This window comes from Lysinibacillus sp. RC79, from assembly GCF_041262405.1.
In the GTDB taxonomy this organism is placed as follows: Bacteria; Bacillota; Bacilli; order Bacillales_A; family Planococcaceae; genus Lysinibacillus.
The window spans coordinates 57,568-70,897 of sequence record NZ_JBGCCD010000029.1 but is presented as its reverse complement, the minus strand read 5'-3'; the positions used below and the strand labels follow the sequence as shown (position 1 = coordinate 70,897).

The 13,330-nt window shown below is 36.8% G+C and carries 11 protein-coding genes, 1 rRNA gene and 2 riboswitches; of the genes, 4 read left to right on the top strand and 8 right to left on the bottom strand.

The window, feature by feature from the left end:
- Both ABH968_RS21450 and ABH968_RS21445 read right to left on the bottom strand, forming a co-directional pair.
- A 16S ribosomal RNA gene (locus ABH968_RS21450) occupies positions 1 to 579 on the bottom strand; the annotation flags it as partial.
- Positions 580 to 1,189: 610 nt separating this feature from the next.
- Positions 1,190 to 2,494 carry an NCS2 family permease gene (locus ABH968_RS21445; protein ID WP_370047271.1) on the bottom strand — a complete coding sequence of 435 codons (1,305 nt, stop codon included), beginning with the start codon at positions 2,492 to 2,494 and terminating at the stop codon, positions 1,190 to 1,192.
- Positions 2,495 to 2,626: 132 nt separating this feature from the next.
- Positions 2,627 to 2,728: riboswitch (purine riboswitch) on the bottom strand.
- Positions 2,729 to 3,009: 281 nt separating this feature from the next.
- Here ABH968_RS21445 and ABH968_RS21440 point away from each other — a divergent pair.
- Positions 3,010 to 3,180, top strand: coding sequence for a hypothetical protein (locus ABH968_RS21440; protein ID WP_370047269.1), 171 nt, complete (start codon positions 3,010 to 3,012; stop codon positions 3,178 to 3,180).
- A 276-nt stretch (positions 3,181 to 3,456) separates the two neighbouring features.
- Here the strand turns inward: ABH968_RS21440 and ABH968_RS21435 are convergent, their stop codons facing one another.
- Positions 3,457 to 4,125, bottom strand: a complete 669-nt coding sequence (locus ABH968_RS21435) for an MOSC domain-containing protein (protein WP_370047268.1) — start codon at positions 4,123 to 4,125, stop codon at positions 3,457 to 3,459.
- A gap of 382 nt (positions 4,126 to 4,507) precedes the next feature.
- Here ABH968_RS21435 and ABH968_RS21430 point away from each other — a divergent pair, with 382 nt between their 5' ends.
- The 3 genes from ABH968_RS21430 to ABH968_RS21420 are packed head-to-tail and all read left to right on the top strand — an operon-like array spanning position 4,508 to position 5,917.
- Positions 4,508 to 4,948: a LytTR family DNA-binding domain-containing protein gene (locus ABH968_RS21430; RefSeq protein ID WP_370047266.1), complete on the top strand. Its 441-nt coding sequence runs from the start codon at positions 4,508 to 4,510 to the stop codon at positions 4,946 to 4,948.
- Entirely contained in the window at positions 4,945 to 5,361 is a 417-nt protein-coding gene (locus ABH968_RS21425) for a hypothetical protein (RefSeq protein WP_370047264.1), read from the top strand. The genes ABH968_RS21430 and ABH968_RS21425 overlap by 4 nt, the downstream gene beginning before the upstream one ends.
- 10 nt (positions 5,362 to 5,371) lie before the next feature.
- A complete protein-coding gene (locus ABH968_RS21420) occupies positions 5,372 to 5,917 on the top strand; it encodes a DUF7010 family protein (protein ID WP_370047263.1) in 546 nt (181 codons plus the stop codon).
- Between the two features lie 682 nt (positions 5,918 to 6,599).
- Here the strand turns inward: ABH968_RS21420 and ABH968_RS21405 are convergent.
- The 5 genes from ABH968_RS21405 to ABH968_RS21385 all read right to left on the bottom strand — a co-directional run bounded on the left by ABH968_RS21405 (position 6,600) and on the right by ABH968_RS21385 (position 13,293).
- Positions 6,600 to 6,749, bottom strand: coding sequence for a hypothetical protein (locus ABH968_RS21405; protein ID WP_370047262.1), 150 nt, complete (start codon positions 6,747 to 6,749; stop codon positions 6,600 to 6,602).
- Positions 6,750 to 7,148: 399 nt separating this feature from the next.
- Positions 7,149 to 8,699 carry a glutamine-hydrolyzing GMP synthase gene (guaA, locus tag ABH968_RS21400; RefSeq protein WP_370047260.1) on the bottom strand — a complete coding sequence of 517 codons (1,551 nt, stop codon included), beginning with the start codon at positions 8,697 to 8,699 and terminating at the stop codon, positions 7,149 to 7,151.
- 151 nt (positions 8,700 to 8,850) lie between these two features.
- A riboswitch (purine riboswitch) is annotated at positions 8,851 to 8,952 on the bottom strand.
- Positions 8,953 to 8,987: 35 nt separating this feature from the next.
- Positions 8,988 to 11,174 carry a transglutaminase TgpA family protein gene (locus ABH968_RS21395; protein ID WP_370047259.1) on the bottom strand — a complete coding sequence of 729 codons (2,187 nt, stop codon included), beginning with the start codon at positions 11,172 to 11,174 and terminating at the stop codon, positions 8,988 to 8,990.
- Positions 11,171 to 12,352, bottom strand: a complete 1,182-nt coding sequence (locus ABH968_RS21390) for a DUF58 domain-containing protein (RefSeq protein ID WP_370047258.1) — start codon at positions 12,350 to 12,352, stop codon at positions 11,171 to 11,173. Before ABH968_RS21390 ends, ABH968_RS21395 begins: the two co-directional genes overlap by 4 nt.
- A complete protein-coding gene (locus ABH968_RS21385; protein WP_370047257.1) occupies positions 12,349 to 13,293 on the bottom strand; it encodes an AAA family ATPase in 945 nt (314 codons plus the stop codon). Before ABH968_RS21385 ends, ABH968_RS21390 begins: the two co-directional genes overlap by 4 nt.
- Positions 13,294 to 13,330: the final 37 nt, after the last annotated feature.

The window sequence follows — 13,330 nt, the reverse complement described above, 5'->3', positions numbered from 1 at the left end:
ACGCCCAATAATTCCGGACAACGCTTGCCACCTACGTATTACCGCGGCTGCTGGCACGTAGTTAGCCGTGGCTTTCTAATAAGGTACCGTCAAGGTACAGCCAGTTACTACTGTACTTGTTCTTCCCTTACAACAGAGTTTTACGATCCGAAAACCTTCTTCACTCACGCGGCGTTGCTCCATCAGGCTTTCGCCCATTGTGGAAGATTCCCTACTGCTGCCTCCCGTAGGAGTCTGGGCCGTGTCTCAGTCCCAGTGTGGCCGATCACCCTCTCAGGTCGGCTACGCATCGTTGCCTTGGTGAGCCGTTACCTCACCAACTAGCTAATGCGCCGCGGGCCCATCTTATAGCGACAGCCGAAACCGTCTTTCAGTACTTCGCCATGAAGCGAAATAGATTATTCGGTATTAGCCCCGGTTTCCCGGAGTTATCCCAAACTATAAGGTAGGTTGCCCACGTGTTACTCACCCGTCCGCCGCTAACGTCAAAGGAGCAAGCTCCTTCTCTGTTCGCTCGACTTGCATGTATTAGGCACGCCGCCAGCGTTCGTCCTGAGCCAGGATCAAACTCTCCATAAAAAGAAATTTGATTAGCTCAAATTGTTTTGCTGGCATCATGTTTGATGTCCAAAATTTTGTTTCGTTCACCAACTCAAGGTTAGCTACTAAAAACTTTATTGATTACGTTTTGCTTGTTCAGTTTTCAAGGTTCATTAGTTCGTCACATTCATTTAAGTGACTTTCTATACTTTAACATGTTGTTAACTCTATGTCAACCATTCATGTTAGTATTTTTTAAGTTGTTGTTTATTTCGTAACAACGTTTATAAATATATCACCTTAATATTAAGTTTGCAAGTGAATTATTAAAATAAAACTATTCTAATTAATTAATAAGGAGTTTCTTCTATAATATATAAATCAACTTCACCGTATAACACTTAAATGCTTCCATTGAAAAGCGTCTCAAGTATGAATGGCACTTTAATCGAGTATTTCAAATTCCCCTGTCCTTCACATTAATTGCTTCCCTTTTCTCCGGCAGAAGTTAATGAAGCTTTCTTACCTTTAAGAGTTTTATTATTTTTGTTAGCATTTAATTTCTCCAATAAGAAAAGCACCTGCAATTGTTAGTTTCGTTTTCTAACAATTGCAGGTGCTTTTTATATTTCGATTTGTGTATTTATAATTAGCGTACCCAGATAAAGTATGCAAGGAAGACAAAGAATAATCCGTACATCATAGGGTGAATTTCTTTTTTACGACCCGCTAAAAGCATTGTTATTGGATAGAATACAAAACCTATTGCAATACCAGTAGCGATTGAGTAACCAAGAGGCATCATTATTACTGTAAAGAAAGCTGGTACAGCAATTTCGAATTTATCCCAATCAATTAAACGTAATGAAGATACCATCAGAACACCTACAATAACTAGAGCTGGTGCTGTTACCGCTGGAGTTACCACAGCAAGTAACGGTGAGAAGAATAATGCTACTAGGAATAGTATTGCAGTTACTACAGCAGAGAAACCTGAACGAGCACCTGCTGCTACACCTGAAGTTGACTCTACATACGCTGTAGTTGTTGATGTCCCAAATAAAGAACCAATTGTTGTTGCAAGAGCATCAGCCATCAATGCACGGCTTGCACGTGGTAATTTATTATCTTTTACTAATCCTGCTTGTGTCGCAACTGCCATTAAAGTACCTGCTGTATCGAAGAAATCTACAAACAAGAATGTTAAGACAACTACTAAAAATTTAACGTTTAATAAAGAACCAAAGTCATGACGAATTGGATCTAAAGCTACCATAAATGTAGAATCTACACTCGGAATTGCTGAAACAAATGCTGTAGGAGGCGCAATGACACCTGTAATCATACCAACAATTGCTGTTATAACCATCCCTAAGAAAATACCAATACTACGAAGTTTAATAATAAGAATAATTGAAAGGACAATCCCGAATACAGCTAGTAAAGTTGCACCAGTGAATGTTCCTAAAGTCACCAATGTAGCTGGGCTATCTGTTATAATGCCCGCTCCTTGTAAACCAACAAATGTTATAAATAAACCAATACCTGCTGAAACTGCATATTTAAGTTGTACTGGAATTGCATTAATTACTGTTTCACGAATACCTGTTAACGAAAGAATGATAAAGATAACACCTGAGAAGAAAACGCCTGTTAAACCAGTCTGCCATGGAATACCGTACGCTCCAACTACAGTGAAGGCAAAGAATGCGTTTAAGCCCATACCAGGAGCAAGGGAAATTGGGAATTTAGCGAATATACCCATAATCAGAGAACCGACTGCAGCTGCTAATGCTGTAGCTACGAATACAGCACCTTTATCCATTCCTGCATTTTCTAACATACCAGGGTTAACAGCTAAAATGTAAGCCATAGCAAGGAATGTAGTAATACCACCTATTATTTCGCGGCGATAATTAGTTCCTAATTCATCAAACATGAAATACTTTTTCATTTTAAAGAAATCCTCCGTATGGTCGTCTTCAATATCGAAAACAAAAAAACACGCTGACTACTCTACTAGTCGCATGTCTACGATACATTTCATCACCGGTTATTGTGTGAAATTAATTAGTGTCTATACATTGGTATATATAACTAAAATCGTAGTCAAGTTATTTACGGTAACTTGGTAGAAACTCACGGGCCTTATCCCCGACATTATACGACGACATATTTAATTTACAATCGTAATATATCATTTCATTTTTTAGATTTCAAGCCTATTTCCGAACATTTTTCATAAATGTTATACGAAAGTTCGTGTAAAATCCTTATTTAATGTTCACATTTTAAGAAATCGTTGCATAAATAGGTCAGGACTGAACGTTTTATTGTTAGTTATAAAATAAAAAACCCCCCCTAGGATCCATTCGAATTCTAGAGGATTTTAACTTCTTTCAGCAATTATTTTCTGTAGCGAAAGCTAAACGTCAGCTACAGAAGTCTCCCACCTCTATAGGTGGTGAGATGAATCCGGGTTTAAGTTACTTTTCAGCAGGTGTACAAACATCCGCTGAAATAAAGGAACTTAGTCTAAGAACGCCACGTCCTGTGGCAATTTATCTGTGCGAAAGCGAAGCGACAGCAATAGGGTTTTATCTGTGCGAAAGCGAAGCGGCAGCAACAACACACGACTGAGTGACCAACTTCGTGTTGGCCTAAAGCCTCCGGCGGATGTCACGGAAATCGGAAAGGAGTTCTTAAAGGATGTTAGCCTAAAATCATCGCATCCATGCGATAACGGCTAACTGACCTGCATCGGTAAAAACGCCACGTCCTGTGGCATTACCGAAATGACCGACATTGTGTCGGCCCTCGTGCAGGCCTAAACACAAAGCCGATTCCGGACGCAATTATGCCGAGGCATAATTGATTACAGCGATTACAGGGAGAGCTCCCTTGATCGACATATGTTTAATTCATCACTTTACTTTGCAAGAGCTGAATTCTTTTTTCTAATTTTTGTTTCCAATCTTCCGCTAATGCATCAACTGATTGTATACGTTTCATCGCAAGTGCGTCTTTGTTTTTAAAATACACTTCGTTGCAATGTAAAACTGAAATACGTTCAGGATGCTTTTCCACTAATTCAATTTTTGAATCTGCACAGATTGTCCCTTCTTCCAGTACACGAGCAAGGAAGCCCGTATAACCTGTTTCAATTAAACGTTTGAGTAATATGTTCGCCTCAGCATATTTATCAATCGTACTACAAGGTACACGTCCTTGGGTAACTTGAATGACAGCATCACCTATTTTATAAATATCGCCAATACAAATATCCGCTTCCAACATATTCGTTACTGTTAAGTTTTCACCGAATGCTGCTGTTGGCAACGGTTTACCAAGTTCCTGTTCCCATTGTATGTAATGCTCCGCAGGATATAAACAAACGGCACGGTCAGGACCACCATGATGTTTTTTATCTGCTACATCGTCTCCCTCGAATCCACGAGCGGACAAATATACTTCTTGTACTTTTCGTTTTTCAATTCCTGTAATCATTGAGCGCCCATTACTATAATGCAATTCTTTCGGCATACCAATAGCAAGTGTGTGAATCATCGCTATATTTTTTTCCATTTCGGTCCCCCCTAAACTAAACAACGACATAGAGTCCTATTTATATTCATTAGTTTACTATACCTAACGCTTCGAAAGTATTATCCTTAAAGAAAGAATTTCAAGAACTGTAATATATTGCAGATTAACACCTCTACTTTCTCTACTCCTAATTCCATAAAAACATACAGTCATTTTAACTTCTATCAGCGGGTGTACACACACCCGCTGATAGAAGCTAAACACCAATTGAAAATCTTTAAGTTTTTTGATGGTGTGAAAACTGTAGCTTTAAATTTACTAAATCAATGTTGTAACAAAGTCTATTTTTTTTGCAACAAAACGAAAAATCATCGTAAGTTCTGAGAAGTGTTGCTACGATTAAAACAGAAAGGAGATCAACATGAAATTCAACTATATTTGGAAAAACAATCAATCATCTTCTGAAATTGAGATTATCAGTAATCCATCGAATAAAGAATTACTTTCGACAATTGAACAGCATTTTTTTCAATCTATAACATTAAGCGCAACAGATTTCAAAACAAATCGTCAGGTTATGATTGAACTCAATGACATTGAAGCAATTGAAGCATCTGGTCATTTTACCAAAATCTTTTTAATAGATGGTACAGAGCTATTGCTGAATAAGATTTTAAAAGAATTATCTTACTTGGAATCATTCGGATTGGTTAGAATCAACAATTCGATGATTTTGAATTTGAATCAAATACGCTCATTTGCTTCGGGAAGTCATGCTAGATTGGAAGTTATTACAAAACAACAAAAGAAGTATATTGTCAGTAGACATTATGCAAAATCTATTAAGGAGAAATTGATATGATAAAAGACTTAAAAAATAGCTTTTTGTACGTTTCATTTTTGGGGTTGATTTGGATTGTTTTCTTAATTACTATTTTTAATCTTCACGAAGAAGCAGTCAACTTTCTCTATATTTGGAATTTAATTGGTATCAGTGTTCTGATGGGGATTGTTTTTGGTATAGCTTATCCATATTTGTGGAACTACTCAACATTAAAAGTAACATCTAAAATTACTATTAGTACTTTTTTGAATTTTTTCTGTTGCATAGGAAGTGTATATCTTTTTTCACTGAATGTATTTGCAATTATCAAACCTTATTTATTGCTAATTTTAGTGATAACGTTGATTGGTCATATCATCGGATTTTATTTTTTCTCAAAATATGAAAATAAAAAAATAGCGGATAGTTTGAATAGATCGCTTGAAAATTAAGGAGACTGAAATGAACCTCAATACTAGCTTACAAGTACTATTAAACGATATTGCTCAGAAACAAAAGAAGGGGCTTCCTTTTATAATGGCCTCAATATTTATTTGGGGAGTTATCACAATAATCGCGTTGCTGCCTTTAGATTTAATGATAAAAAATATTGGTATTTTATCTTGTGGTGCATTGTTGTTTCCTGTTTCAATTCTTTGTGCCAAAATATTAAATGTTGATTTATTTTATAAAGAAAATCCATTGATTAATGGACTATTGATTGCAACAAACAATCAAATTTTATATTTAATTATTTGTATTCTTCTATTACTTAAAGCACCTATGTGGGTCTTACCTGTATATGCAATTATTTACGGTGCACATTTGTTACCATATTCATTCTTTTATCAATCAAAAAATTATCGATATAGTTCAATATTTATTTGTATAGCTATTTTGATAAGTATAATTTTCTTCCATTTAAATGTTATTTTTGTCTCGCTAATCGTAGAAATTGGTGTACTTTTCTTATTTTTAATGCTGAAAAAGGAAATTAAAAGCTTCTGAAAAAATTCAGACTAGCTTTTTTGAAATCAAATAAGGGGATTATTCCCACTCCAAGTTTGCAGGTAACACCAAACAGGTGCTTTATGACCTTGTATCATTGTTAAATGAATCTGTTGATGAGTTTTTTCTACCTCCTCTGATGGAGTGAAAAGTACTAGAAGAAGAAAATTAGAAAACAGCTTGATAGTTTAACAGATTGAGACCTTATTATTATGGAAAGTGTTGCTGATGGAATCATCAAGTCCAAGAAAGCGGAGGTATAGTCATCCTCCATCTTTCTTACTTTTCTTGAATTTAGATACAACTGTTATAAAAAGTATTTAAAAGCTATACTTTCTAGCGTAATCCCTTCATTAGATCTTGCCTCGTTGCCCACAGAGCAGGAAATAAAACTGCCGCCATACCTATGAAAGAACAATTATACCTCCCTGTAGTAAGGGCATTGACGGAAATGTTGTAGCATTTAAACTTTGAAGCAAACAGTATGTGGAAATCATCGATAACCCTACTGCAAATATTCCAACTGTTCCCGTTAAAAGGGCTCCTTCAAGCACGATGACGAGTTTTTTGTCACCGAATCTGAAATTTAGGAGAATAATAAACTCTATCATCAATTGAAAAAAAGAACTTCGAATAAGAAAAAACATAGGGAGATTTTAGTCTTCCTATGTTTTCATTCATATTATTTATCTGTTTGTTTTTGCTTCTTTTTCAAATACTCCGCACGTATTTTTTCAAGTTGCTGCTTTTTATCAAATTTGGCAGGCTTGTGTTTTTCATGATACTTTGTCACAGCTACCTTACCTTTGGTATCCAATTGATATTTCCCCACTTTGTTCACCTACTTTTCTTGTCTTTAAAGAGAATCTATTCAACAAATATAATATACCTTATTTTACTGAAGTAAACCTTTTTACTTTATTAGTGTACTGCCTAAACTTGCATATATCAGTAAAAACTTAGAAAAATAATTCATAGCCAATTGGTATTCATTATACTTATCTTTACGACCTTAAATTTGCTGATTCATTTTAAAGTCATCAATCAAGTCGCTAATTTTAACTAAAACAAAAAACCTCTTCTAGTTATTTGTTATAAATAACTAAAAGAGAGTTTAATTTTTGAAATATAAATAGTTGTACGTTAATCATTGATTTAGTTCTTAACAAACTACGTTAGACATTGATATGACTGCGTTTATAACCTGTTTAGTTTATATTACTGAACAGTCCTATTCCCACTCAATAGTTGCAGGTGGCTTAGATGTAATATCATACAGTACGCGGTTAACGTGTTTAACTTCGTTTACTAGGCGAACAGAGATTTTCTCTAGTACATCCCAAGGAATGCGTGCCCAGTCAGAAGTCATACCGTCGATAGATGTTACCGCACGGATACCGATTGCATAGTCATACGTACGTGCATCGCCCATTACGCCAACTGAACGGATGTCAGGTAATACCGTGAAGTATTGCCAGATATCGCGATCAAGACCAGCTTTTGCGATTTCCTCACGTAGGATGAAATCAGATTCGCGTACGATTTCTAGTTTTTCTTCTGTTACTTCACCAAGTACACGGATACCTAAACCTGGGCCTGGGAATGGTTGACGCCAAACGATTTTTTCGTCAAGGCCAAGCTCTAATCCTAGCGCGCGCACTTCGTCTTTAAATAATGTGTTAAGTGGCTCGATTAATTTGAATTGCATGTCTTCTGGAAGACCACCAACGTTATGGTGAGATTTAATAGTTTGTGCAGTTGCTGTTCCAGATTCAATGATATCTGTGTACAGCGTACCTTGTGCTAAGAAGTCCATTCCTTCAAGTTTAGACGCTTCTTCATCGAATACGTAAATAAATTCGTTACCGATAATTTTACGTTTTTGCTCTGGATCAGAAACGCCCGCAAGTTTATCCATGAAACGTTGACGTGCATCAATTTTAATAAGATTCATGTCAAAGTCTTCAGTGAATGTTTTCATAACTTGTTCAACTTCACCTTTACGGTTTAAGTTGTGGTCAACGAACATACAAGTTAGTTGATCACCAATTGCTTTATGAATTAGAACAGCAACAACTGATGAGTCTACACCGCCAGAAAGTGCACATAATACTTTTTTGTCGCCTACTAATTCGCGGATTTTTGCGATTTCAAGTTCAATGAAGTTTGCCATTGACCAATCGCCTTTTGCTCCACAAATGTCGAATACGAATTGACGTAATAAGTCGTTACCATATACAGAGTGACGTACTTCTGGGTGGAATTGTACTGCATATAGTTGACGTTCTACATTTGCCATTGCAGAGATAGGGCAAGCAGCACTTGTTGCGATTACTTCAAAACCAGCAGGTACTTCTGTTACATGGTCACCGTGGCTCATCCAAACGATTTGTTCAGTTGGTAAGTTACCGAATAACTTGTTTGAAGCTGTTACTTTAATTTCTGCTTTACCGTATTCACGTGTTTCAGCACCTTCAACTTTACCGCCTTGCGTATGTGCCATTAATTGCATACCATAGCAAATACCTAGGATTGGTAAGCCTAATTCGAAAATAGCTGGGTCTACATGGAAGGCATTTTCGTCATAAACTGAGTTTGGACCACCTGAAAAAATAATACCTGTTGCGTTCATACCTTTAATTTCTTCTGCTGTAATCGTATGAGGATGTAACTCACTGAAAACACCAAATTCACGGATACGACGCGTAATCAATTGGTTAAATTGGCTACCGAAATCAAGAACGACGATTTTTTCTTGCTCTAATAAAGGGCTTGCTGACAATATTTCCACCTCTTCTACTATTTTTAAAGGACTTTTCATATGTTCAAAGAAAAACGCGTATGAAAGTAAAAACTTCCTACGCGTTCATAAGCTCTAAATTAATAAAGGCGAATGCGTAGCAAAGAAAAGTGATTTACTAACCTTCTCACCAAACCAAAACATTCACCTTCATAGAGAAATCATTTGCGGTGATTTCGTAGAAACATCCGAACCTTATTATCGAACTTATATGAAAGCAATCCTCATCAAATATAATTTTTTTCATTTTACTCTTTGTACCCATCAAAATCAACTGATAGTGCGATTGATTAAATTTTCCCAACTTTCTTTCAATTTCGTAAAATCAACCTCTTGTTTATCTTTGGCATAAATATGTTGTTCATATACAGCGGTCAGTTTTTGCATCTCTTCTGTCTCTAGCGATGCATCTACTCTTGTAGCAAATACTCGTAATGTTTCGCCATCTTTCCTGCGCAATCCAATACGAGATAATTGCTTTGTTAAAACATGGTATGAAGCATCAAAATTTGTCCAGTCCGCTTCTTTTTTACGAAATGCTCGTACTTGCATTTTAGGTATCCACGTTTTACGTTGCATATACAAAGCAATGCTAGCGATGATCATCAAAATGCCTAGAGCAATCCATACATAAGTAAGCTTTTTCAACCATGTCCATACAGTGTCTAAACTAAATGACGTTGAGCTAGATGTTTCTTTCTTCGGCTCTTGCTCTTCCTTCTTTGGTTGCTCTTGTTTTTTTTCTGGCTGCAGTACTTGCTCCTGCTGAGGAGTGTCTTGCTCAATATCATAATCAATATTCACATTTCCTGTGAATCCAATTGTTGGTTCAAACTCCATCCAGCCTGTCCCAGGTACATATGCTTCGACCCATGAGTGTGCATTATCATTTGTAATTTGATACTCCTGTAAACCATCTGTTACTCGACCAGGCTTACCAGGTGCAAAGCCTTTCACCCAACGTGCGGGTATCCCCGCTGAACGTAGGAGGACAACCATTGATGTTGAGAAATTATCACAGTAGCCAACTTTAGTATCAAATAAAAACTGATCAACATAATCTTGACCCTCAGCCGGAATTGCTACTTCTTTTTTATCGTATCTAAAGGCATGAGATGAAAAATATGTTTCAACTGCTTTTATTTGATCATAAACCGAAGCTTTATCCTTTGTGATGTCATTCGCTAAATTTACTACACGTTGCGGAAGTGTATTTGGCAATTGTAAAAAACGATCAAAGGACGGATCTAATGTTTCTAACGTGGATGTTTTAGACATTTGAAGCTGCTCCATGCTATATACTGGCTCACTATAAGAGATTGTATAGTTAGACAATAATTTTGACTCGCCATTCTGTTGTTCTATTGCTATTTTTTCAGTGCGTCCATCTTGAATAAATAGCGGTGAATCTTGGGCAGAAACAGATATCATGCCATACGTTTGCAATAAAAATGGCATTGGAGTAGCAATGTCTATTTGAATTTGACGTTCTTTTTCAGGAGATCCAACTTGTAACGAAGTTTGGATAGGGGTATTGGTTTGGTAGACATTTTTGCCAAAGTTCCCCTCCGAAAGAATCCAACCCTTCGAAGTATAAGTATCCTTTGTATCTATACGCCAATAATGGCGATCACGGGAAGCTGCAGTAAAAATTAGTGTATTATCACCTTGAAACGGTCCTCCTAATCGGCTATCATCCTCGCTGTAACCAACTGTTTTTGCACCTGTTCCAAAGTTCCCTTGCCCTGCAACCCCTTTAATAAAAGGCACTGGATCAGCCCAGGTCGGTCCTGTTTTAGGTAAAAAGAACGCCACTGCACTAACAAGCATTACCGAAACGATCATCGGAATAACCAGTTTCCATTTTCCTATTACATTGCTCGGTGCATCTGTTTGAAGCCATAAGCGCTTAACAAAAAGCAAGCCAGTCATGATTAATCCAAGCACTATAACTTTAACAATCGCTACCTTTCCATCATAGTCACTAAACGTATCTAGTGTGGCAATAAAGAATACAGTTAACGCGAAGAAATAGAATATATTTTTCCGCACAGTAATCCAGTGATGAATTAGGTATATTAACATCCAAACAAGCGCAAGGAATAGCACCGTTCTAAATGAATCCGATACTTGTCCAAAATCGCCCGAAAGAATGGTCGTCATATTCCATTTCCATTCATGCATTAAAAACGGTATTGTCTGTCCAGAAAAAAAGGGACTTTCGCTATAAACAAACACTATAAACCAAGTAATATAACCAAATTTCACTAATCCCGACAACAATGGATGTACTTGAAATAAGCTGAGTACCAATGATAGACCGATAAACACTAAAAATAAATGAAACAAGCCTGTATTTGTTAGCTGCATTACAGGAATAAGCCATTCACGTAAAATTAGAAAAATTATTACGTATGCTATTGTTAATTCTATAAAATCTCCTAGTGATTTTTTCACGGCTTCATCACCTCCGTGAACAGATGGTAAAAATCTGTTGGATTTACATGTACAACTTGAATTTGCTTATAACGCTTCGCCAGCTCTGTTTGCAAAGGTGGCTGCTCCGCTACTACAAAACAAATACAGCTTTTCACCATATTTGCTAGAGAATGAAGTAATTCATCTGATACTTCATTCGTAACATACAGTAATGTTGCAACATGCTTAAACACTTGCTGATCTCGTATTTGAAATTTGACAGTTTCAGCAGGTTTTATAGCAGCTAAATGATACATTACTTTATCTAGCTGCTTATTACCTTGAATAATCGGAAACACCTTCGATTTAGAACCCGCTGAAACAAATGAAATATCTCCACGTTCTTCGACAATTGTTTGTAGCATCGATGCTACAAGCTCAATTTTTTCTTCAAATAACGGAGACTTCCCGGCATGGAGTACTAACATTAACTCCTGTGATTGACGATCTTCAAATTCCTTAGATTGCAACGTTTGTGTTTTCGCAAATGATTTCCAGTGAATCCACGAAAAACGGTCACCGGGAACATACTCACGTAAGCCAACAGCCATTGATGTATCCTTAACAATTGAATAAGGTGACATCATTGTACCAACATCAAATTTTGTTTGAAGCGCGGCATACCTCATTTCTCTTACTCTCGGGTAAACTAAAATGACTTGTTCTTTTTCTGCCACAACTTTCTTTTTTGCCCAGCCAAAAAAATCACAGAAAACAATATTAACACCTAAGTAACGATGCTCGCCACGGGACATATTTTCCAACACGTAATCCCAGCTAAATTTTTTCCTGAAGCCAACGAACTTAATGGTATTCGTTCCTAGCACCCTCGATTGAACAAGGGCTTCACTGTTCACAAGTTCCTCCATCATCATATAAGCAAATGGAAAGCGTGTTTTTCGTTCTACCGTAATGGTAACCTTAGCAGATTGTCCACTCTCAACATGAGAGGGCTCAATTTTGCGTTCCACTAGTAAAATATCTTCTTTCACCAGTAAGAAAATAATTGCGTATAACAAAAACGGACTAACCGTAAAAAATACAAACCAGCTGACAAACCCACCTTGGAACATGGCATAACAAAACGTTATGATCATTAACAAAGATACTAATAAGAAATGTTTACTTTTCTCTATTAAAGCTTGCCATTTCTTCATTGCTCTGAAAACCTCTTTGTCGGCACAGGTGTTTTCGCAATAATTCGCTCAATAATTTCCTCTGCCGTTACGTTATCATAACGAGCATCTGGTTTTAATACTAAACGATGGCTAAAAACAAATGGTACTAAATATTGAACATCATCAGGAGTAACATAACTACGCCCTTTGATAAATGCATAAGCTTGTGAAGCTTTCATTAAAGCAATTGTTGCGCGAGGACTTACGCCTAAATATACATAGCTATTTTCCCTTGTTTGAGTCGCTAGTTCGACCATATAGTTTTTGATCGAATCTTTAACATACACACCCTGTACAAGCTCCTGCAATTCATTTAATTGCGCAACTGTTAGCACTGCTTCAATTTTTTCAATTGGTTTACCATGTTCAGCGCGACGAAGAATTTCCACTTCTTGCCCTCTTGAAGGATAACCCATTTTTATTTTTAGTAAGAAACGATCCAGCTGTGCTTCTGGTAACGGATATGTTCCCTCATGCTCAATTGGATTTTGAGTGGCCATAACGAAAAATGGTTGATTGATAGTTAAGGTTTTACCATCGATAGTGACAGATGCTTCTTCCATCCCCTCAAGTAAAGCAGATTGTGTTTTTGGAGATGTACGGTTAATTTCATCAGCTAAAATTACGTCACCCATGATTGGACCAGGTCGAAACTCGAATTCCAACGTTTTTGGATTATAGATAGATACCCCTACAACATCTGACGGTAATAAATCAGGTGTAAATTGAATCCTTTTAAACTGTCCATCAAAGGATTTTGCCAGTGCTCGCACCATCATTGTTTTACCGACACCTGGTACGTCCTCAAGCAAGACATGTCCCCTTGCCAGCAAAGCTACTATGCTGAGTTCTGCAACCTCTCTTTTGCCTATCATTACTTTTTCTATATTTTCTAATACATCTTGTATTTGTGAATTCATAAATCAAAAAAACCTCCTATTTCATTTTCAACAATTG

What these genes read in the sequence shown, in the direction of transcription:
- ABH968_RS21445 (WP_370047271.1), bottom strand. Translation starts at nt 2,494, where the DNA reads ATGAAAAAGTATTTCATGTTTGATGAATTAGGAACTAATTATCGCCGC.
- ABH968_RS21440 (WP_370047269.1), top strand. Translation starts at nt 3,010, where the DNA reads ATGAATCCGGGTTTAAGTTACTTTTCAGCAGGTGTACAAACATCCGCT.
- ABH968_RS21435 (WP_370047268.1), bottom strand. Translation starts at nt 4,125, where the DNA reads ATGGAAAAAAATATAGCGATGATTCACACACTTGCTATTGGTATGCCG.
- ABH968_RS21430 (WP_370047266.1), top strand. Translation starts at nt 4,508, where the DNA reads ATGAAATTCAACTATATTTGGAAAAACAATCAATCATCTTCTGAAATT.
- ABH968_RS21425 (WP_370047264.1), top strand. Translation starts at nt 4,945, where the DNA reads ATGATAAAAGACTTAAAAAATAGCTTTTTGTACGTTTCATTTTTGGGG.
- ABH968_RS21420 (WP_370047263.1), top strand. Translation starts at nt 5,372, where the DNA reads ATGAACCTCAATACTAGCTTACAAGTACTATTAAACGATATTGCTCAG.
- ABH968_RS21390 (WP_370047258.1), bottom strand. Translation starts at nt 12,352, where the DNA reads ATGAAGAAATGGCAAGCTTTAATAGAGAAAAGTAAACATTTCTTATTA.
- ABH968_RS21385 (WP_370047257.1), bottom strand. Translation starts at nt 13,293, where the DNA reads ATGAATTCACAAATACAAGATGTATTAGAAAATATAGAAAAAGTAATG.